Consider the following 19,601-nt stretch of genomic DNA (forward strand, 5'->3'; position numbering starts at 1 on the left):
CCTGTTATGAGCCGAGGTCAGGTGAAATGCCCTGGAGCCAAACGTATCCGTTTTCGGCCTGTGGATGATAGTGGAAAGCACGGTACAGATTCGCCAGAGAGTCGGTTGCGAGCAGCGTGTGCTGGTCGCCGCCAATTCCGGGCTCCCTAACAGTAATATCGGCCGCTAATCCGTGAAGATACACGGCAGTTTCCACTGCTCTGGCAACATCGTGTGGATGCTGTGCGAGCATGGCTGCAACCATGCCGGTCAGCAGGTCGCCACTACCGCCCTTTGCCATCGCGGGGTTGCCTGTGGTGTTGACGGCGATCTGTCCATCGGGGTGAGCGATGAGTGTACGCCATCCTTTTAGCACCAACGTCAGCCCATACTTCGTTGCAAAATCGCGTGCGATGTTGATGCGGTCTGCTTCAATCTCAGCGGTCTTTTTGCCTGCAAGCCGCGCCATCTCACCGGGATGCGGCGTCAGCACGAGCGTACGGCCTTTCGCGATCGCGGCGATGCGATTCGGGTTTGCGGCCAGGATGTTCAATCCGTCGGCATCGACGACTGCGGATAATCTGCTCTGTTCCAAGAGGCCGAGCACGAACTCGGCGGTCTGCGGCTCGGTTCCGAGACCTGGGCCTATGGCCAGAACCGTGATGCGTTTGAGCAATGCTTCGAGCCGTTCCGGGTGCAGGTTCCCGGCGGAGATTTCGCCATCGGGATTGACGGCAAGTGCATGCGTCATCAACTCCGGCGCAATTGCAGCAACCAAGGGCAGCACTGAGGGTGTGACGGCGGCCGTCACCAGTCCCGCGCCGGAGCGCATGGCTGCGAGCGAGGACATTGCCGGAGCGCCTGATTTGCCGGAACTGCCCCCAATCACGAGCACATGGCCGTACATGCCTTTATTTGAATTTGCGGGGCGTTCGACATCCGCGATGGCCTTGGATGATCCAGACCAGTGCAGACCGAGATTGGAAATGATGGCTTCGTTTGGAGAGCCGATGGGCGCAATGATGACGGGGTCGGAGAGCCCACGTGTCAGCAGGCCGAAGACATGGGCCGGTTTTGGCGCAGTGAAGGTGACGACAGCATCGGCAGGAAATGCGGGGCTGCCTTCTGCCGTATCTGCGCTTATGTCCGCGCTCCAGCCTGAAGGAAGATCGATGGCGAGAATCTTTGCTTCGCGTGCCCCTTGCTCAACCCACTGCAATGCTGCCAGCGGCAGCCCTCGGAGCGGCGGTTGAAAGCCTGTACCGACCAAGGCATCGATGATGAGATCAGCTTGAAGAAGCGCATTCAGCGGCAAAAATTCTTCGGCCGATGTGACGAGGTGAATCGAGCTTTGCTGTCTCTGCGCGTGGGCAAAGGCTTGCAGTTCTTCCCAGGCAGCAGCGGCGTCGCCCTTCAAGCCATCAGGAGCACCGAGAAGAATGGTGTTGACCTGCAATCCTGCTTCTGCGAGAAGCCGCGCGGTCATCATGCCGTCGCCGCCGTTGTTGCCACGGCCGCAGAGTACAAGTACACGATGCGCATCGGAGAAAAGCTGCCTTGCGATAGCGGCTACGGCAAAGGAGGCCGATCGCATGAGCTTAAGAGATGGCACGCCATAGCGCTCGACCGTCACGCGGTCGCAGGCCTGCATTTCGGCGGCAGTTAAAACCTTCATACGCTTCATCCTAGAGCACTGCTATCTCATTCGATGCGCGAACGGGAGATTGGCTCACGCCTTGTGCGTAGCCGATACCACCTCAAAAGGACGCATCATCTCGCGGGCGGCATGCTCGAGCAGATGGCAGTGCCATACGTATCGCCCTGCATAGCCCTGGAAGGGCACAATGATGCGCGTCACCGTCTCGGGATGGGCCTTGACGGTGTCCTTCCAGCCGCGCTCATTTGGCTCCGGCGGAGCTGCGCTTCCCAAGTAATTGAGCTGCTTGTTATTGAGAAAGGTATCGACATCGAAGGGAAGACGGTCGAGAATCTGGAAGCGCACCAGGTGCAGATGGATGGGATGAACATCCTGGGTTGTGTTGATCAGACTCCATATCTCGACCGAGTCGAGCAGTGGCTTTTCGGTGACAGGATCATGCCAGTACTGCCCGTTGAGCAGCATGAGCATCAGCCGCGTCTTGGGGTCCATGTATTCGTTGAGCGTGAAACTGCGGGTGCGCACGGCAGAGGATTCGGCAATCGGCTCGATATGCCGCAACAGGGTTGGCATGCCCGATGCCTGCGTCTTCGCTGTGTTTGCGGTTTCAGCTACGCGAAACTGGAGAATTTCGAGCTTTCCGTCCTGCAATACAAATTTCGTTCCGGCAAGAGATGAGAAATCGATCAACAGATCGGCTCGCTCCGCGGGTGCAAGCATCAACTGCTTCATTTCCACGGGGGCGGCGAGCAGGCCCTGATCTGTTCCGATCTGATGAAAGGCGTGGCCGTTGGAAAGCGAGAAGAAATAGGTGCGCGAGTTGGATGCGTTAAGCAGGCGAATGCGATACAGGCGCGGCTCCACATCAAGATAAGGCCAGATCACGCCGTTCGCGAGGATGACGTCACCGTAGACCTCAGAGACCCACGGAGCCTCGGGGTCGCCGGAGTCGGGGTAATGCAAGCCTCCGTCGGCGTAGAAGAGGCGGTCGCTGATGGCGAGCGGAATCTCGTATTTGCCGCGCGGCAGATTCAATGCGTCTTCCTCGGTATCGCGAACCAGAAAGAAGCCGAAGAGTCCTGCGTATTGATTGAGGCGCTCGATGCCCATGGCATGGTCGTGGTACCAGAGCGTCGCAGCGTCCTGCTCCATTGGGTAGAAAGCCGTCTTGCTTTGTCCCGATACCGACCAATCTTCGGGATACCCATCGCTATCCGCTTCGACACGCGCACCATGCACATGCACAGCAGTCCGTACTTCAGGCAAATCTTTTCCGGCTCCGCAGAGCGTGTGATCGACGGGGAGGAAATGTTTCTCGGGCAGTTCGTTGACCCACTCGATCATCATCGGCTCGCCTTTGCGTGCTTCGATGGTCGGGCCTGGCGCTGTGGAGCCGTAGCTCCAGATGCTGGTGGGCGGCAGATCGCGATGCACCTTTACATCCACACGGCGCATGGCGATACGGTGATAGGCTACCTGCCCTCCGGGCTTGTGCGGATGGGGCCGTGTCTCTTTTGCGACGAGGGGCTCAGGTTTGGGCAGCGGATCGACGTACCTCGCCAGCCGCTCAGGATGCAGCCATGGCCGCACTGTGGATTGCTGCTTTGCCTGTTCGCTGACGAGATGGTGAGTCATGCCCGGCATCGGGCTTTGGGACATCAACTCAAGATTGCCGAATAAACCGCTCTGCCCTGCCGCCAAAGCCGCAATTCCTTTTGCGCCGCGCAACAGGATCGTTCGCCGTGAAGAATCCATATCTTTCAGAATGCTGGTTGAATGTTTCAAACAAAAAAATTCGCTGCGCTCCATTGCCGAAGCGCAGCGTCAGTTTGCTATGCAAAGTTAAGTTTGCCTCCGCAAAGCTATTCGACGATCGCGCCGGTGTTGGGATCGAGGAACAGCTTGCGCTTCTTGACTTCGTGCTCAGGACGATTGAAGTCGAACATCGGCGCGATGGAGTTGGCGACTGAGTCAAACGAGCCGCCCGGCTGAATCCGCTTGCCACCGAGGAAGTTGTCTTCGATGAAGCGGATGATGGAGGTCTGATCGAGCAGGGTGTGGTCGATGTAGTTGTCTTTTGCCCAGGGTGAAATCACGAGTAGCGGAAGACGCGTGCCGTAGCCGCAGCGTCCGAGAACCGGCAGGCCGCCAACGCCATTGAGCGGTTTTTTGCGATCCGGCGTCTTGCCGTCTTCCTTCTGCTGAGCGCCGGTCTGGCAGACGCCCGGAGCATTGAGCGCGTCGACCGTGAGGCTGGTGGAAGGGTTCACGATGGAGGGCATCTGGTGGTCGTACCAGCCGTCGGAGTCGTCATAGGTGATGACAACGGCGGTGGAATCCCAGAAGGTGCTTTCCTGGAGCGCATTAATTACGTTCACGACAAAAGCCTGCTCATCGACGGGATCGGAGTTGCCCGGGTGCGCGTCCTCGAAGGACGGAGCCTTGAGGAAAGTGACCGAGGGCAGGATGCCGTTGTCGAGCGCGGTGAAGAAATCATCCGTGTCGTACTGATGATTTGCGGGATCCTTCTTCTTGGAGCCCCACTCGTAGCTGCTGCCGATGGCCTTGATCGAGCTAGGACGGGCGTGGGTCAGGTTGGCCGTGGAGGCGTAGTACTGGAATGGCTCATGGTGCTCGACATAGTCCGCCTGAGGAACACCGCCGTAGCCGGGAATCGCGTTCGGCGTGGAGCGCTGGCAGCCTGTGGTGCCATTGGCGTTGGTCAGCTCAAGGTTGAAGCCGCCCTGGAACCAGCCCCAGGTGATGTTCTTGGAGTTAAGCAAGTCACCGATGTTTTTGCCGGCAAACGCGACATTGTCGGAAGCAGTGGCGGAGCAGGTATCACCGAGAGGCTCGGCATCGCCGATCAGTGTGAATCCACCCTGTCCGTCAAAAACTTCATGAGAATTGTGCAGCAGCGTCGTTCCGCTGACGACGTTGGTGTACTGGGCAAAGCCGTTGGTCTGGCCGGAGATCAGATTGATAGCGCCTGGGGTAGATGGGCCAAACTGCGAGGTATAGGTGTTGTCGTTGAGGGCGAAGTGGTTCGCGTAATTCCACATCGCAGTGACAGTGTTGCCGTCAAAGTAGCCCATCACCAGGCCCTTGCTGAGAGCAGCCTGAGAATCTGCGGTGGCGGAAGGCGGCGGACCAGCGGCGCCCGTCGATCCTGGGAACTGATCGACCTTGCCGTTGTCGTATGCGACTTGTTCCGGCTTAGGAGCGTGGCTCTGATCGGCTGTGCCGGCCTGGGAAGGAGCGAGACGGAAGGGATTGGCCGCCGAGGTGCCATTGAAGGTTGCGCCCGAGCCTGTGGGTCCATTCGGATTGTCGGTCAACAGGTTCAGGTTCTTGATCGGCGCGAAATCTTTAGTGGGATCGAGCGGCGTGATCAGGTTGTTTGCCACGTCGTGTCCGGGATGAGTGGAGGGGATGTAGTGGAAGCGAGTTTCTCCGGAATTGTTCTGCGCCTTGGGATAGGTGCCGAAGTAGTGATCAAACGAGATGTTTTCGCCAAAGATGACGACAACGTGCTTGATCGGTGTCGTGGTCTCAGGCTCGTCCTGCTGGCGGTTGTGCGATTCAGCAAAAGACGGGAAAGGGATGGTGCTGACTGCGATCATCGCCGAGAGCGACGCCGCGAGAAATCTGCGCATGCTACCTCCATATCATTGCTGCAAGCAATGACAGAAGAGTTGTAGATGGCTTCTGTAACACGTTGTTCAAAGTTGTGTGACTGTAGTGCAAATTCATGAGCGTTTTTGCTTGACAGGCCAAACGGAAGCAATTTCGCTCGTTTCGGATGAGTTCCAGCCTCGAAATTTGGGGGATTCCAAAGCAAAAGAGCCGCGAACCGATTTGGCTCGCGGCTCTAATGGCATCCGGCTACCGATGCCGGATGGATGCGCTTACTTTACCTTGACCTTCGGCTCAACTGACATGCCGGGGCGCAGCAGATGATCCTTGTCTTCTTGTGCAAGGTTGGTGAAATCGACACGAACGGGGATGCGCTGCACTACCTTGACATAGTTGCCGGTGGCGTTTTCCGGCGGGAAGAGCGAGAGCACGGAGCCGGTGGCGCCGCCAACCTGCGTTACCTTGCCTTGATAATCGCGGCCTGTCGAATCTACGTGGATCTCGACCGACTGACCAGCGGAAACGTGGCGCAATTGTGTTTCCTTGAAGTTAGCCGTGATCCAGATATCGTCGAGCGATACGAGCGTAAGCAGGTTCTGCCCAGGCGAGACATTCTGGTTAAGTTCAAGGTTCTTGCGCGTCACAATGCCGTTGGCCGGAGCAACGATCTTGGTGTAGCTGAGGTTGAGCTTGGCTTGATCGAGCTGAGCCTGAGCTGCCTCGACCTGCGCCTCAGCCTGTTTTGCGCGGGCATCCTGCGCGGCGACCTGTTGCGGAGCGGTTTCGGCGTACTTATACGATGCTTCCGACTGAGCCTCGCGCTGGTTGGCTACGCGAACGGCTTCCTGCGAGGCCTGCACCTGCGCCTGCGCATCAGCCAACGCGGCCTTGTCGGCGTCGGCAGCAGCTACAGCAGCGTCAAACTGCTGCTTGCTGATCACGTCTTTGGCGACGAGCGGCTTGTAGCGTTCCAGATCAGACTGCGATTTGATGCTGTTTGCCTTGGCCTGCTCGACCCTTGCCTGCGCGGCGATCAACTGGCTCTGTGCCTGCAATACCGAGGCGTGAGAACCGGTGACATCCGCGCTTGCCGAACGCAGGTTGCTGCCTGTGTTCACACTGGTGATCGGCACATTGACTCTCGCGGCCACGGCGGCGGCCTTGGCACTGGCGAGGCCAGCTTCGGCATTCTCAACGGCAACCTGATAGTCAGCCGGATCGAGCTCTGCGATCACGGTGCCTTTGGTAACGAACTGATTTTCGTCGACGTTGACCTTGATGACCTGTCCGTTGATACGCGCGCTTACCTGAATCAGATGGCCACTGATCTGGGCGTCGTCGGTGTCTTCGTAATAGGTCGAGTGCCAATAGAAGAGACCGCCGGCAATGACCAGAACTGCGAGGACAATCAGTAGAATGCCGCGACGCGACTTCTTGGGCTGAGGAGTTACCGCTCCCTTCGGGTCCGGCTGCGCGCCGGAGGCTGGAGTTGCGTCCGCCACGTTTACTTACCTCCTAGAAACTGTTTGTAGTTCTGCGCCACACCCATGGCACGGGCCAGATTGAGCTTGGCTACGTTGTGCTGGTAGAGGCTGTTGACATATTGACTGTTGGCCTCGGCGACGCTGCGTTGCGCATCGGAAACGGCGAGGTTGTCGCTTACGCCAGCCTTGTATCGCTGCTGCGCATCGGAAAGCTCCTGCTCCGAGAGATCCACATTCGATTTGGATACTTCTACCTGCTGCTGCGAGGAAGCGATGTCGAGCAGCGCATCGCGTACATCGGCTTCTATCTGCGCATCCAGATCGCTTTGCTGCGCTAGCTGCTGATCGAGCTGAGCCTGCGCCACCTGCGCTTCACCGCGGAACTGCATTTCCTTGAAGATCGGAATCGTCAGGGTGCCTGTTGCATCGACCGTGCCGTGCGAGCTGCGAACGTTGACACCAATGTCGCCGTAATCGGCGTCGGCCTTTACTGTCGGCAGACGATCGTAAGTTGCGGCCTTGCGCTCGTCCTGATTGGCCTTGGTGATCTCTGTCGAGGCCTGACGGTCTTTGCGCGTGTCGAGGGCCTGTTTGATTGCTGTCTGCACATCAGGCTGGTCGAAGGCTGCGTAGGGAGCTTTGTCTGCCACTTCGAATTTCTGAGCCAGAGGCAGACCAATGATGTGCGCGAGAGCCAGTTTGTCTTTTTCTGCCGTATTCTTCGCGACGATCAGTTGCTGCTGCAGGCTCTGGTAGTCAACCTGGGCGCGAAGCTGATCGAGGCGCGGGGCGGTTCCGGCAGCATGATTGCTGACGGCCTGATCGAGCGAAACCTTCGAGGTTTCCACCTGGGCCTGCGTGGCATCGATCTGAGCTTCATCGGCGAGAACCTTAAGATATGCGTTGCCGATGGTAAGAATCACCATTTGCTTCGCATCTTCTGCCGAGAGCTTGGATGCCTCGAAATAATGCTTGGAAGCAAGGTAGGTCTTGATTGAGTTCAGGCTGAAAACGGTCCAGGAAAGATTTGCGCGCAGATCGGTGTAGCCGAAGGGTCCGATCACGGTTGGCACGCCGGGAATGCGGAGACCCTCGGCAGCAAGATCGACCTGCTGGTAGGCCTCTTTGATATTGCCGTCCACGGAGGGAAGCAGCTTTTGCAGATCCTGGAGCCGCTCGCCACGAGCGCTGGTTATCTGGGTATTGGAAAGCAACAGGCCGAGGTTATTTTGCAGACCGCGCTGGACAGCGTCATCAAGTGTCAGAGACAGCGTATCCTGCGTGGCCGTCCCTTTGGTTACTCCGCCCTGGTAGCTGGATGCGGGCGGTGGCGTCGGCGCCGACTGCTGGCTGCCCAGACTGATCTGGGAGAAAGCCGGCATGGCGACCGCGGCTAACAACCCTGCCGCTAACGAGATGTTCGCCAGCCGGACCGGACACAGGAATCTCCTGGATGGGTTGGCTGGAGGAGAAGGTTGGTTTTGCATTTTTTCGGAGGTCACTCTCACTCAAAGCGTTTCGCTGGTCTGCTAATGGATGCGGTAAGGTGCGCGAAAGGTTCCAAAACAAAGCGCATACGGCTGCGAAAACTGCCGGACACAGCTCTGGGGTGCTGCAGCGGCTGGAAAACCGCCTTATGGAATCTCAAGAAGAATAAACCACGAACAGGTCATCGAACGCCTGTGACGGGCGTTCGTGCGCTATAGTACCAAGACAAGACAACTTACCGAGCTGCGGAGAGATGGATAAGCTGCGAGGCCAGAGAGCAAAGTGCCTGGCGGAAAGCAATGCGCACGCCATCTGGAGTCCAGCCCTGCGCCTGTTCACCGCCATCGAGCGACAGAAGTCCAGCGACCTCGGCGGAGTTCAGGCCCGCAATCGCCCGCAAGACAAAAATCACGCGAAGTTGCGGTGTGAGACCCTCGAGCCATTGGCGGAGCCTGCGATTTTCAGGACCGCTGATCATCTGTTCGAGCTCCGCAGGGGTGACACCGGCCGCTGAAAGATCATCGTCTTCGATACAGCTCGCCGGGCCGCTTTCGCCCTCTGGAGCTGCCAGTGAAGCCGGATCGCCCTGCACCAGACTGGCAATCGCGTTCTCGGCCAGCAGCATTCGCGCCTGATGCCGTGCATCCTCGGGATCGCTACAGGAGTTGAGGTCGATTGCAGCGACCACCCCTTCGACAGCAGCTATCGCTACTTCACCCTCGCCCAGCAGCATGGAAGCGATCCGATACTGCTCAGCGGCAATCTGATCTAATACACCATCCCACTTTGCCAATTCTGCCTCCACCTGCGCTGCATCCTTCGGGTTTCCGTCCAGCATGCCAACCATGGTTTGAAACACTCCCGGGCCATCCGGATGCAGCGGTACCTCGGGAATAAATCTACCGTCGAGTGATATTGGATTGGATGGCATAGCCCACCTCCGGGAAGATTCGGACTCGGCGATCGGGCAGGGACGGACTGCTGGACCTCTTATTTTATCCTCAATCCGGTTCATGTGTTGCGTCAACTCGACGAAGAATCCATATTGCGTTTTGACCGATGGTTAACACCTGCGCACTCACAAATGCGATATGAGTTGAGGAGTACTCTTGAGTCGGGACGCGCGCGAGTTGTGAATCGCCCAATAAGCGTCTAAACTTCTGAAATTCTTGACCCCCACCGCAAAAGGCTGACTGGCGGCGGATGCGGAGAACGACTGAAATGGCACGAGCCACGAAGCAGGTAAAGCATTTTGCCGGGCGCGATACGTCCTGGATGCAGTTCAACCGGCGCGTGCTGGAAGAGGCGCAGGACGAAACCAACCCCATTCTGGAACGGGTCAAATTTCTCGCCATTACCGGCAGTAATCTGGACGAATACGTGGAAATCCGACTGGCTGGGCTGCTGCAGCGGACGGAAGACGGCCACACCGAGCCGGGATACGATGACCTGCCCCCGGAGGAGTCGCTGGCCGTTCTGACGGCCGACATGCATGACTTCGTCGAGGCCCAGTACCGCTGCTGGAATGAGCAGATTCTGCCGGAGATGCGGCGCAACGGCATTCGATTGCTGCAATGGGACGAACTGACTGACTCGCAACGCGAGATTGCCAAGGCGTACTTTCAACGGGAAGTCGATCCGCTGCTGACTCCAATCACGATCGATCCGGCGCACCCGTTTCCGCGGGTGCTGAACCGGGCGCTTTGCCTTGCGATGCTGCTGCGCGTAAAGCGCCGCAGTTCTGGACCGACGGTTCTCGGAGTATTGACGGTGCCGCGCGCGCTGCCCCGGTTCGTGCGTCTTTGCGAGCCAGACGCTGCGAATCCTACCTTCGATTACATTCTGCTGCAGGATCTGGTTGCACAGAACCTTTCCGGCATGTATCGCGGATATGAGGTGATCGCCCAGGCAGCTTTCCGAGTGACCCGCAATTCGAATCTCTACTTCGAAGAAGAAGAAGCGCGGTCGCTGCTTGAGTCGATCCGCAGTGAGTTGCACAACCGGCGTAAAGGCGATGCTGTTCGGCTGGAGATCGTAACCGATGCGCATCCTGAGATCGTGGACCGGCTGCGCACCAATTTTGAGCTTGACGACTCGCAGGTTTACCAGGCGGATGGCCCGGTGAATCTTGCCCGCCTGATGTTTTTCTACGGCGACATTCAACGGCCAGAGCTCAAATTTGCCCCGTTCGTTCCCAAGCAGCTTCACCTGAGCCGCAAGGTCAACGACATCTTTGAAGACCTGCGCCAGCGCGACATTCTGCTGCATCATCCCTACGATTCCTATGAGCCGGTCGTGAACTTTATCCAACAGGGAGCGATCGATCCTCGCGTGGTTGCGATGAAACAGACGCTTTACCGCACGAGCTCAGATTCTATGATGTTTCAGGCGCTCACCGATGCAGCGGCGTCGAAGGAAGCTACGGTCGTCGTGGAATTGATGGCGCGCTTCGATGAGGCGTCGAACATTCGCTGGGCGCGCAGCATGGAAGATGCGGGCGTTCAGGTGTTCTACGGCGTGGTTGGCCTCAAGACGCATTGCAAGCTGGCTATGCTGGTCCGACGCGATGAAGACGGCGTGACGCGGCGCTATTGCCATCTGGGGACGGGCAATTACAACCCGATTACTGCACGCTTCTACACCGATCTGAGCCTGCTTACGAGCGATCCGCAGATTACGGATCAGGTTCACATGGTCTTCAACTATCTGACGGCCCATGCCGAGATTGATGATTACCGGCCACTGCTGGTGGCTCCGCTCACGATGGCGGAGACGTTTCTGCAACTCATTCGGCGTGAGACGGAGCATGCCGCCGCGGGCCGTCCAGCGCACATCATCGCCAAGATGAACGCGCTGCTTGAGCCTTCGGTGATCGAGGCGCTCTACACCGCATCGCAGGCGGGTGTGCAGGTGGATCTGATCATCCGCGGGGTGTGCATTCTGCGCCCAGGCGTTAAAGGCCTGAGCGACAATATTCGCGTACGCTCGATCGTAGGCCGATTCCTTGAACACAGCCGCATCTTCCACTTTGCCAACGGAGGCAAAGAGGAAACATATCTAGGCAGCGCGGACTGGATGCCTCGAAACCTCTTCGAACGCTGCGAGGTTGTCTTCCCGGTGAAGGATAAGGCGATTCGAGCGCGCATTCAGGAAGAGATTCTTGCCGCATACCTGGCCGACACGGCCAAGGCGCGGCTGATGCAGGAAGATGGCAACTATCTGCGCCAGAATGACGGCAAGAAAAACAATGGCGCATTCAGTGCACAAGAGTTTCTGATGCGTCGCGCGGAAGGCAAAGCAGATCTGGATGCGATACCGCAACCGGGAAAGGCAACCGCGCCAGTGGTGAGCGCTGAAACCGCGGCAAAGCCCGCAAAAAAGCGTGCAGCCGTACCGGCAAAGGCCGCAACTGCGTCTGTTGTGGAAGCATGAGATTTAACGTCTGGCTGAAGCGAGCCGTTTCGCTGGATGTGAAGGAGTCGCCTGCGAACTTCGCACTGTTTCACCTGCCAGCCGGGCGTACTCGGATTTGGCTTCTTTGAGCCGCGGCAAATCTGAGTCGGCGTCTTTCCATATCTGCAGCAGAAGCCGATAGGCCATCCGCGCATCATCGGTGCGCCCTGCCTGCACGTCGGCGCGCGCCAGTCCAAGCTGAGCCAATGGGTAGTCATGGGAGAGCGGCTCAACACCGGAGTGGCCTTGAATTTTGCTGAACTCTGCCGTGGCCTCCGCCGGCTGATGAGCCATCAGGTAGGCGCGTCCGCGGAGAGCCGGAACACCGAAGCCGCTCAGATCAAACGACTCCGCCGGCTTGAGCGCATCGATGGCATCGCTGGGCCGCTGCTCGTTGAGCGCAATCGCCGCTCTCACCTGCGGTCCGCGATACTCCTGCCAAAGCGTACTTGCCAGATGCGCATCAAGCTGCGCTTTGAGTTCTTCTTCGGTCCGTGTGATCATGCCTGCGTGCGCCATGGCGACAAGCGCGTCGGGATAATCTTCTGTTCCGGAGATGTGGCTTAAAGTAGATTCAGCCGCGTCGATCAGGCCTAGTTCCGCTTCGATACGGGCCATGGAAGCAAGCACCTGCGCCGCGCGGCTGTCGGCTCCGTGAGCGCGAAACCCTGCAATCGCGGTGTTTGCCATCGCAGCGCCCGCTTTCGCTTTGCCCTGGGCAAAATCCATCAGAGCCTGTTGCCATTGCATTTCTGGCTCGGCATCTTTGCCGCGAGCCCAGGCGATCTGTTCATCGATCCCGGCCTGATCGAGACGGAGAAACGCCGTCTGCAAAAGAAACTCGTGAATCTCCACTCCATCGATTTGCCGGTCGATGGCCAGACGACAGGTCTCGGCAACGCGCTCAAACTGGTCGAGATGCATCTGTGCGCGGGCCAGCACGACATAGGCCTCGGGATTGGCCGGATCGAGCTCAACTGCCCGCTGCGCAGGATCGAGCGCCTGAGCCGGATTACCTGACTCGATCTGCAGCTGTGCGAGCTTCAGAAATGGGGTTGAGCCATTCGGATACTCCGCAATCCAGTCTTTGTAATTGTGAATGCCGGCGCGCAGATCGCCTGTCACCAGTGTGTTGTACATGGCGGCAATGAAGAGCCGCGTCCGATCATCCACGGTGCTGCGAAGCTGGAAGGCACGGGTGATTGCCTGCACGGAGAAATCGCGCTGTCCGAGGTCGGCATACACGCCACCAAGATCGGCAAAGGCCAATGCAAACTGGGGATCGATCTCGACTGCGTGCTGCAGTGGGGCGACTGCATCTTGCAACTTGCCTGTGTTTGCCAATTGATCGCCATCGGCGAATGCTTTGAGAGCCTCTAATGACGATGCCCGGCCTTCGAAGAGCGATCTGCTGTACTGCGAGACCGAGGCAGGGCTTTCCCCAAGCTGCCGCCGCATATCCCATACGACACGGTCCAGAACGGAGACCAGTCCGTCGGTTGTCTCGGCAATGCCACGGCTTACCGCAGCCTGGCGGCCACTGCCGCAGCGGAAGGCAGAGAGTGTGAGCAAGTATCCGCGGGTTAAGCGGTGCACTTCACCGGTCAGGTAGCTCTCTGCTCCGAAGGCCCGGCAGACTGAGCCATACGCACCGGCGCCTTTTGTTTTTGCAGCAGCTAATGCCTGGTCGACTTTGGCCTGCGCGGGAACATCGAACCATGGCGACTGCTCAAAATCAAGATAGACCGCGGTCCTGGCAGCGGGGTCGAACTGCGGCACTCCTGAATTGTTGGTGAACTCGGCAATAATCAGCACGGGGGTGTGCACCGCGGACCGATGCGCCCACCGCCATAGAAAGAATCCGCCGAAGCCAATCACCGCGATCGCAAACGTGATGCATGCGAGTTGCCATGGACCGGGATGTAGAAGTCCGTTGAACACGCGGGCAGCAAAACTATGCGGCTTGTCGTCCTCGTCCTCTATTTCGCTTCTTCCTGCGGAAGACCGCGGCCCCGTGGCGCGGGTTCGTCTTCCGGATTGCGACTTCATTCTGCGTTCCGGGCGCAGACCTGGCTTTGTCCGGCTTCGAAATGGTTCGCGAGACAGGTCTTCGAGGGATGTATGCGATGCTGCATCGAAAGAACGCAGAACCGGGGGCGGTTCATCGGTATTCGCGGGTGTTGGTGCAATTTCGACTTCCGGAACGATATCCGGATCTGGCTCATCTTCGACGGGAATTACGCGTGGGGTGAACTGAAACCCTCGTTTGGGGATCGTGACTATGAGGCGGTCTCCCGATTGGGTGCCGGAGAGCGCCTTTCTGAGCAGGAAAATGTGCTGGTTGAGATTGCTTTCTTCAGCAAGGGACTCTGGCCAGAGCGCCTCCGCGATTGTTTCTTTGCTTATGACGCGCTGTGGATGCCGCACAAAGAAAGACAGCACATCGAAGGTGCGCATGCCGAGAAAGATGGAATGTCCGTTGCGATGCAGAGTACGCCGACTGAGGTCGATCTCGAAGTCCTGAAAGCGAAACCTCTGCGGCTGGTTCGGTGACGAACCAGATGCCGAGATCGATGTGCCGATACGCGAAGCCTGCATGAACGAGTCCGGAAGTAACTACGGTAACAGGCTAAGACATTGCATTCAATACAACCTGGTACTTATGCCGCCTGATCGCCTGCATCCGTCCCGAACCGAAATTATCAACCGCAGTGCAGGACGCGGCTCCGAAAGCACCGTATAACCGGCTCATACAATCAAGAGAGCGCAATGGGGCAAAAGTCCTGTGTGCACGGAGAAGTGGTCAGACATTGGCAGCATTGGTAAATGGCAACGGACTCACGAAGTCCTTCGGTGCGGTTGCGCTCTTTCGCGGCATCGCGTTTCCAATTGACGAGGGCGATCGGGTAGGCCTGATTGGGCCAAATGGGAGCGGAAAATCGACGCTGCTCGGCATCCTCGGCGGAGAGATCGAGCCGGACGAGGGCGAGGTGGTGCGCCGTAAGCTGACGCGCCTGAGCTATGTTCCGCAGGTTTCGGAGTTCTCTGCCGGCTTCAGTGTTCGAGAAATCGTGACTGCGGCGCTGCGTGATGCGGCAGTTCCGGAGAGTGAATGGGAAGCTCGGCTTGCCGACACAATGGGCCGCGCGGGCTTTGAAGACTTTGAGACAGAGGCAGCCAGCCTTTCGGGCGGATGGAAGAAGCGCCTCTCTATCGCCCGCGCATTGGCGACGCATCCAGATGTGCTGCTGCTCGATGAGCCCACCAATCATCTGGACCTTGCGGGAATCGAGTGGCTGGAAGAACTACTGGAGTCAGCTTCCTTTGCCTGCGTGGTCATCAGCCATGACCGCTATTTTCTTGAGAATGTCGCAACGGAGATTGTCGAGCTGAATCGACAGTATCCGCAGGGGCTGTTGCGTGTTCATGGCAAGTACAGCGAATTCCTGATCAAGAAGGAAGAGTTTCTGGAAGCGCAGTCGCGCCGCCAGGAAGCGCTGGAAAATCGGGTGAAGCAGGAGATTGAGTGGTTGCGGCGCGGGCCCAAGGCGCGCACTACCAAATCGAAGGCGCGCATTGGCACGGCCAACGAAATGATCGGCGAGCTCAGGGAGATGAAGGGCCGCGCGCAGGTTTCCACCGCTGCGATTGATTTTTCCGCGAGCGATCGACAGACGAAACGTCTCGTCGAGATCAGTGGACTTCGCTATTCGATCGGCGAGCGGCAGCTGTTTTCCGGCATGGACTTCAATATCAATGCAGGCATGCGTATTGGGCTGGTCGGCGCTAACGGCAGCGGCAAGTCAACGCTGCTGCGCTTGCTGATGGGGCAAATTGATCCCGAAGCAGGCGAGATCAAGCGCGCACCCATGCTGCGTCTTGTTCACTTTGACCAGACTCGCGTGCTTGACGAGACGCTTACGCTGCGCAGAGCGCTAGCTCCGGAGAGCGACTCCGTTGTCTATCAGGATCGCGTTATCCATGTAGCATCGTGGGCTTCGCGTTTTCTCTTTACGGGTGAGCAGCTCAATCAACCGGTGGAACGATTGAGCGGCGGAGAGCGCGCTCGCGTGCTCATAGCAAAGTTGATGCTGCAGCCTGCCGACCTGCTGCTGCTCGACGAGCCTACCAACGATCTCGATATTCCAACGCTGGAGATATTGGAAGAAAGCCTGCTCGAATATTCTGGCGCGCTCGTTCTCGTAACGCATGATCGCTATATGCTCGATCGAGTCTCAAACGTGGTGCTTGGCCTTGACGGTCTTGGCAATGCTGCACGGTTTGCGGACTACGGACAGTGGGAAGAGTGGCTGGCTGCGCAGAAGCGTGAGAAGCTGAAACCAACACAGAGCACAAGTATTTCTGAATCTACATCGCATAAGCCCTCTGTCGAGAGCAAGAAGAAGCTTTCCTATATCGACGCTCGCGATTATGCGACTATCGAACAACGTATCGCCAGCGCTGAAGCAGACCTTACGGCCAAGAAAAGCGTCATGGAGCAGCCCGATGTCGTCATCAATGCAGCCCGTTTGCAGACCGCTCTGACGGAGTTAGAGAGCGCGCAACAGGCAGTTGACGCGCTCTACGCACGCTGGGCAGAGCTGGAAGAAAAACTCAGCTAACGATTGATGTGGATTGTCGATAAGTTCGACAGCAGGCCGAATGCCTCAAGCAGCCACAGCACCACTACAATGACCACGACGGCGTTGAGGATTCCCTTGATGCTGGATTGCATTGGGATGAAGTTGTTTACGAGCCATAGCAAGACGCCCACAACAACCAGGACGAGCAAAATATGCAGCAAGGGAACATCGATTACGGTGGCCACAGCAACAGCCGTTAAAGACAGCAACATGGTCCTTCCCTCCGGGAATATCGTTGTTCCGGCAGAGCTATCCCAGCCCAGCCGGTTTCGTTGATATTGGATGCGGAGAGAACAGCGAATCAGTATTTCAACAGGACAAAACTTGTTATGTATTGCATTGAAGTGTGCTTTTCAGCACAGAACTGTATGCCTCCGAACGGCTTGCCCGCGGCTGCAATAACGAACCCTGACGATTCCCTACCTGGAAGACTGCGACGAATTATCCTGCTGTGATTTATCCGGATTCTTGTCAGGCGGCATCGCTGTTCCAACCGGATAAATGAGTATCTTTATCTCGCCCCATCCGGACTTCGACACTTCACCAGGCTGCTTGCCCAGCGATAAAGTCTTCAGTTTGGTGTCGTCGAATCCGTAGTGCTGGACGATGTAATCTCGCAATGCCAGAGCACGGCCTTCGGCCAGCGTCATATCCGTATCGCTGCTACCCTTTGCGCCTGCCGCGATCTCAATTACAGCTACGCCAAAATCATTCCCGGCCAGATATTCCCCGGCGTCTTTCAGCTTCTTTTGTCCCTTCAGCCGCGCTGTGTCCTGCTTGTCGAAGAGGTCTTTCGCGTCATAATCGAATTCTTTTACGGGTGTGCCATCTGGCGCATTTGCGATGGCGTCCTTGCCTAGATCCGCAGAGTCTTCATAGCCGCGATTCTTGAAGAATCCACGAAGCAGAAAGTTGTGTTTGAGAGCCTCCATATTGTCCTGGAAGTCTTTGATACCGGTTTGCGCAGACGCCACGGTAGCGTCTGCCTTCTTCGCCGTCTCATCAAAGTTGTTGTAGATGGAGCGGTCATTGATCAAAGCACCAACTGTTCCCTGCCCCTGATCGATCTTTGCGCTTACCGACTTCAGATGTTCACTTACCTGGTTGATGTTCTTCATCGCCGCCTGGCCCTCTCCGAGCAGGCCGTTTGCCTTGGCCACCAACTCTGACATCTGCAGCGGCGGTACGCTGGCGATGGTATCGCCGCTTTTTACCTCCGCCTGATCAGACGCTCCGAATGAAACCGCTACATACTGATTCCCGAGCAGGCCTTCTGTCTCTATCGATGCTATCGAGTTCTTTCGCACGATCTTGCGCGTCGACTCATTCATCATCATCGTTACAGTGAGCTTTCCGTCTGGATTATTCGGCAGATCGACAGCTTTTACGGTGCCCGCATGTAGCCCGCCCACCATTACATCGGCTCCTTGCTGCAAGCCGGCGACATTAGCAAACTGCGCCTTTAGCTCATAGGTAGGCGTAAAGAGATAGCGTTTGCTGCCAATTATGAAGATTCCAGTCAGAAGGATTGCAAGCGTGAAGAGGATGAAAGCTCCAAGGCGCGCTGTTCGGTTCATACCTGCTCCAAATCTCGCTGCAGAAATTCCATAACGATGCGCTCTTTGCTTTGCTGCAGTTCTTCATAGGAGCCCTCAATCACGATCTTTCCCTCATCCATCAGGGCAATGCGCGTTGCGATTGTCCTCGCGCTCACCATGTCATGCGTAACGACGATCGATGCGAGGTTGTACTCCTTTTGCAGCTTCATCACAAGCTGGTCGATCTCGGCGGAACTGATAGGGTCGAGGCCGGCTGTCGGCTCATCCAGCAGCAGCACTACCGGATCAAGCGCCAATGCACGCGCAAGGCCGACGCGCTTCTGCATGCCGCCCGAGATGTCGGACGGCATCTTCTTGCCATGACCTTCCAATCCAACCTCAGCGAGCAACTCGTGGACACGATCTGTCCTCTGCTGCGCATTCAAATCACGGCGGTGATGGACCAGTGGGAAAGCAACGTTCTCTGCCACGGTCAATGAGTCGTAGAGTGCTGCGTGCTGAAATAGAAAGCCCATCTGTTTTCTCGCGTCATCTATCTCTCGCGCGCTTGCTCCATTCATGTCTACACCGAGAACGCTGGCATTGCCTTCGTCGGGTGGTTCCAGTCCTACCAAGATGCGCAGAGTTACGCTCTTACCCGTACCACTCCGCCCAAGAATTGCGAGCGTCTCGCCGCGCCTCACTTCAAATGAGATGCCATCGAGCACGCGCTGCGGACCGAACGATTTGACGAGATTGCTGACGATGATCGCAGGCGCGCTGTTTTCACCGCTCACCTCTTTGAACTGTGCTTCATTCTCCATTGCGTGCATAACGAGTCTCTCAATCTGTCTCATGACCAGATCAACAAGATGATCTTGACCAGTACAACGTCCGCAAGAATCACGAAGAGGGATGACAGCACAACAGAGGTCGTGGCTGAACTGCCCACGCCCTGCGCTCCGCCACGCGCCCGCATTCCTTGAAACGACGCAACGCAGCCGATGATCAATCCGAATACGCAGGTCTTGAATGTGGAGGGCAAGAAGTCCTTGAAACCTGCACCTTGAAATCCCTGGTTGATAAAGCGCACGAGCGTTATGGGCTCCATCAACGTAGATGCAACCCAGCCCATGAACACACCACTGAAAGAAGCGGCGAGCGTCAACAAAGGCATGGCAATGATGCAGGCTGCGATGCGCGTGGAAGCGAGCAATCTTCGCGGGTCGACGGCTGAGGTTGCAATGGCGTCGATCTGCTCTGTGACTTTCATGGCTGCGAGCTCAGCTCCAATACCCGCACCAACGCGTCCGCTCACGACTAGCGCAGTAATGATGGGTCCCATTTCCGTGATCACGGAATACACGATGGTGGTTGGCAGCAGAGATTTGGCGCCGAACTGCACCAGGCTCTGCCGTGTCTCCAGAGCCAGCACAGTTCCCGTAGCAGCTCCTGCGAGCATCACGAGGGGCAGAGAACGTGATCCAACCTCATCTAACTGGCGCACAAATTCTTTGAATTCGAAGGGCGGCTTTATGGCGGCGCACAGAACCTGCCATACAAAGATGCCAAACTCTCCGAACCACTCCAGCATGCCCAACAGCAGGTTGGGCTTTGAGTGCACAGCGGATACTGCGGTTGGATTGGTCGACATTCCGCTAGCTCCCGGCTTGTCCCAGTTGCTGACAGGTTGCTTGCATACGGCGCATTCGCGCCCTGTTCC

General features: G+C 57.3%; 14 protein-coding genes. 3 read left to right on the top strand and 11 right to left on the bottom strand.

Annotated elements, in window-relative coordinates; all coding sequences use genetic code 11:
- Positions 1-4: 4 nt before the first annotated feature.
- Together OHL22_RS09420 and OHL22_RS09425 are read right to left on the bottom strand one after the other, a co-directional pair.
- Entirely contained in the window at positions 5-1,654 is a 1,650-nt protein-coding gene (locus tag OHL22_RS09420; protein ID WP_263336014.1) for an NAD(P)H-hydrate dehydratase, read from the bottom strand.
- Between the two features lie 54 nt (positions 1,655-1,708).
- Positions 1,709-3,271, bottom strand: coding sequence for a multicopper oxidase family protein (locus OHL22_RS09425; RefSeq protein ID WP_263336017.1), 1,563 nt, complete (start codon positions 3,269-3,271; stop codon positions 1,709-1,711).
- Between OHL22_RS09425 and OHL22_RS09430 the strand changes: the two genes are divergently transcribed.
- Positions 3,270-3,482, top strand: a complete 213-nt coding sequence (locus tag OHL22_RS09430; RefSeq protein ID WP_263336019.1) for a hypothetical protein — start codon at positions 3,270-3,272, stop codon at positions 3,480-3,482. The genes OHL22_RS09425 and OHL22_RS09430 overlap by 2 nt on opposite strands.
- 16 nt (positions 3,483-3,498) lie before the next feature.
- On the opposite strand, the gene OHL22_RS09435 is transcribed toward OHL22_RS09430, so the two are convergent.
- From OHL22_RS09435 to OHL22_RS09450, 4 genes are all read right to left on the bottom strand, one after another.
- Positions 3,499-5,292 carry a phospholipase C gene (locus OHL22_RS09435; protein ID WP_263336023.1) on the bottom strand — a complete coding sequence of 598 codons (1,794 nt, stop codon included), beginning with the start codon at positions 5,290-5,292 and terminating at the stop codon, positions 3,499-3,501.
- A 252-nt stretch (positions 5,293-5,544) separates the two neighbouring features.
- Positions 5,545-6,774 carry an HlyD family secretion protein gene (locus tag OHL22_RS09440; RefSeq protein ID WP_263336026.1) on the bottom strand — a complete coding sequence of 410 codons (1,230 nt, stop codon included), beginning with the start codon at positions 6,772-6,774 and terminating at the stop codon, positions 5,545-5,547.
- Positions 6,775-6,776: 2 nt separating this feature from the next.
- The gene (locus OHL22_RS09445) at positions 6,777-8,138 is read right to left on the bottom strand and encodes a TolC family protein (RefSeq protein ID WP_263336028.1); all 1,362 of its coding nucleotides are present in this window, start codon (positions 8,136-8,138) and stop codon (positions 6,777-6,779) included.
- A gap of 341 nt (positions 8,139-8,479) precedes the next feature.
- Positions 8,480-9,175 carry a sigma-70 RNA polymerase sigma factor region 4 domain-containing protein gene (locus OHL22_RS09450; RefSeq protein WP_263336031.1) on the bottom strand — a complete coding sequence of 232 codons (696 nt, stop codon included), beginning with the start codon at positions 9,173-9,175 and terminating at the stop codon, positions 8,480-8,482.
- A gap of 272 nt (positions 9,176-9,447) precedes the next feature.
- Here OHL22_RS09450 and ppk1 point away from each other — a divergent pair, with 272 nt between their 5' ends.
- Complete coding sequence (gene ppk1 / locus OHL22_RS09455; protein ID WP_263336035.1) at positions 9,448-11,676, top strand: polyphosphate kinase 1; 2,229 nt, start codon at positions 9,448-9,450, stop codon at positions 11,674-11,676.
- A gap of 3 nt (positions 11,677-11,679) precedes the next feature.
- Here ppk1 and OHL22_RS09460 read toward each other — a convergent pair whose 3' ends face one another.
- Positions 11,680-14,295 (bottom strand): winged helix-turn-helix domain-containing protein, encoded by a 2,616-nt coding sequence (locus OHL22_RS09460; protein ID WP_263336038.1) that lies wholly within the window; start codon positions 14,293-14,295, stop codon positions 11,680-11,682.
- A 212-nt stretch (positions 14,296-14,507) separates the two neighbouring features.
- Here OHL22_RS09460 and OHL22_RS09465 point away from each other — a divergent pair, with 212 nt between their 5' ends.
- Positions 14,508-16,319, top strand: a complete 1,812-nt coding sequence (locus OHL22_RS09465; protein WP_263336043.1) for an ABC-F family ATP-binding cassette domain-containing protein — start codon at positions 14,508-14,510, stop codon at positions 16,317-16,319.
- On the opposite strand, the gene OHL22_RS09470 is transcribed toward OHL22_RS09465, so the two are convergent.
- From OHL22_RS09470 to OHL22_RS09485, 4 genes are all read right to left on the bottom strand, one after another.
- Positions 16,316-16,552, bottom strand: a complete 237-nt coding sequence (locus OHL22_RS09470; RefSeq protein WP_263336048.1) for a Thivi_2564 family membrane protein — start codon at positions 16,550-16,552, stop codon at positions 16,316-16,318. The two genes, OHL22_RS09465 and OHL22_RS09470, sit on opposite strands and share 4 nt — an antisense overlap.
- Before the next feature lie 207 nt (positions 16,553-16,759).
- Positions 16,760-17,917 (bottom strand): MlaD family protein, encoded by a 1,158-nt coding sequence (locus tag OHL22_RS09475; protein WP_263336053.1) that lies wholly within the window; start codon positions 17,915-17,917, stop codon positions 16,760-16,762.
- The gene (locus tag OHL22_RS09480; RefSeq protein WP_263336057.1) at positions 17,914-18,711 is read right to left on the bottom strand and encodes an ABC transporter ATP-binding protein; all 798 of its coding nucleotides are present in this window, start codon (positions 18,709-18,711) and stop codon (positions 17,914-17,916) included. Before OHL22_RS09480 ends, OHL22_RS09475 begins: the two co-directional genes overlap by 4 nt.
- Before the next feature lie 20 nt (positions 18,712-18,731).
- Entirely contained in the window at positions 18,732-19,532 is an 801-nt protein-coding gene (locus tag OHL22_RS09485) for an MlaE family ABC transporter permease (protein WP_263336060.1), read from the bottom strand.
- Between the last annotated feature and the right edge of the window lie 69 nt (positions 19,533-19,601).

This window comes from Acidicapsa dinghuensis, from assembly GCF_025685685.1.
GTDB lineage: Bacteria > Acidobacteriota > Terriglobia > Terriglobales > Acidobacteriaceae > Acidicapsa > Acidicapsa dinghuensis.

Bases quoted from the DNA above. Each gene is read 5' to 3' on its own strand.
- OHL22_RS09420 (WP_263336014.1), bottom strand. From the start codon at position 1,654: ATGAAGGTTTTAACTGCCGCCGAAATGCAGGCCTGCGACCGCGTGACG.
- OHL22_RS09430 (WP_263336019.1), top strand. From the start codon at position 3,270: ATGCCCGGCATCGGGCTTTGGGACATCAACTCAAGATTGCCGAATAAA.
- OHL22_RS09425 (WP_263336017.1), bottom strand. From the start codon at position 3,271: ATGACTCACCATCTCGTCAGCGAACAGGCAAAGCAGCAATCCACAGTG.
- OHL22_RS09435 (WP_263336023.1), bottom strand. From the start codon at position 5,292: ATGCGCAGATTTCTCGCGGCGTCGCTCTCGGCGATGATCGCAGTCAGC.
- OHL22_RS09445 (WP_263336028.1), bottom strand. From the start codon at position 8,138: ATGCCGGCTTTCTCCCAGATCAGTCTGGGCAGCCAGCAGTCGGCGCCG.
- OHL22_RS09450 (WP_263336031.1), bottom strand. From the start codon at position 9,175: ATGCCATCCAATCCAATATCACTCGACGGTAGATTTATTCCCGAGGTA.
- ppk1 (WP_263336035.1), top strand. From the start codon at position 9,448: ATGCGGAGAACGACTGAAATGGCACGAGCCACGAAGCAGGTAAAGCAT.
- OHL22_RS09460 (WP_263336038.1), bottom strand. From the start codon at position 14,295: ATGCAGGCTTCGCGTATCGGCACATCGATCTCGGCATCTGGTTCGTCA.
- OHL22_RS09470 (WP_263336048.1), bottom strand. From the start codon at position 16,552: ATGTTGCTGTCTTTAACGGCTGTTGCTGTGGCCACCGTAATCGATGTT.
- OHL22_RS09475 (WP_263336053.1), bottom strand. From the start codon at position 17,917: ATGAACCGAACAGCGCGCCTTGGAGCTTTCATCCTCTTCACGCTTGCA.
- OHL22_RS09480 (WP_263336057.1), bottom strand. From the start codon at position 18,711: ATGCACGCAATGGAGAATGAAGCACAGTTCAAAGAGGTGAGCGGTGAA.
- OHL22_RS09485 (WP_263336060.1), bottom strand. From the start codon at position 19,532: ATGTCGACCAATCCAACCGCAGTATCCGCTGTGCACTCAAAGCCCAAC.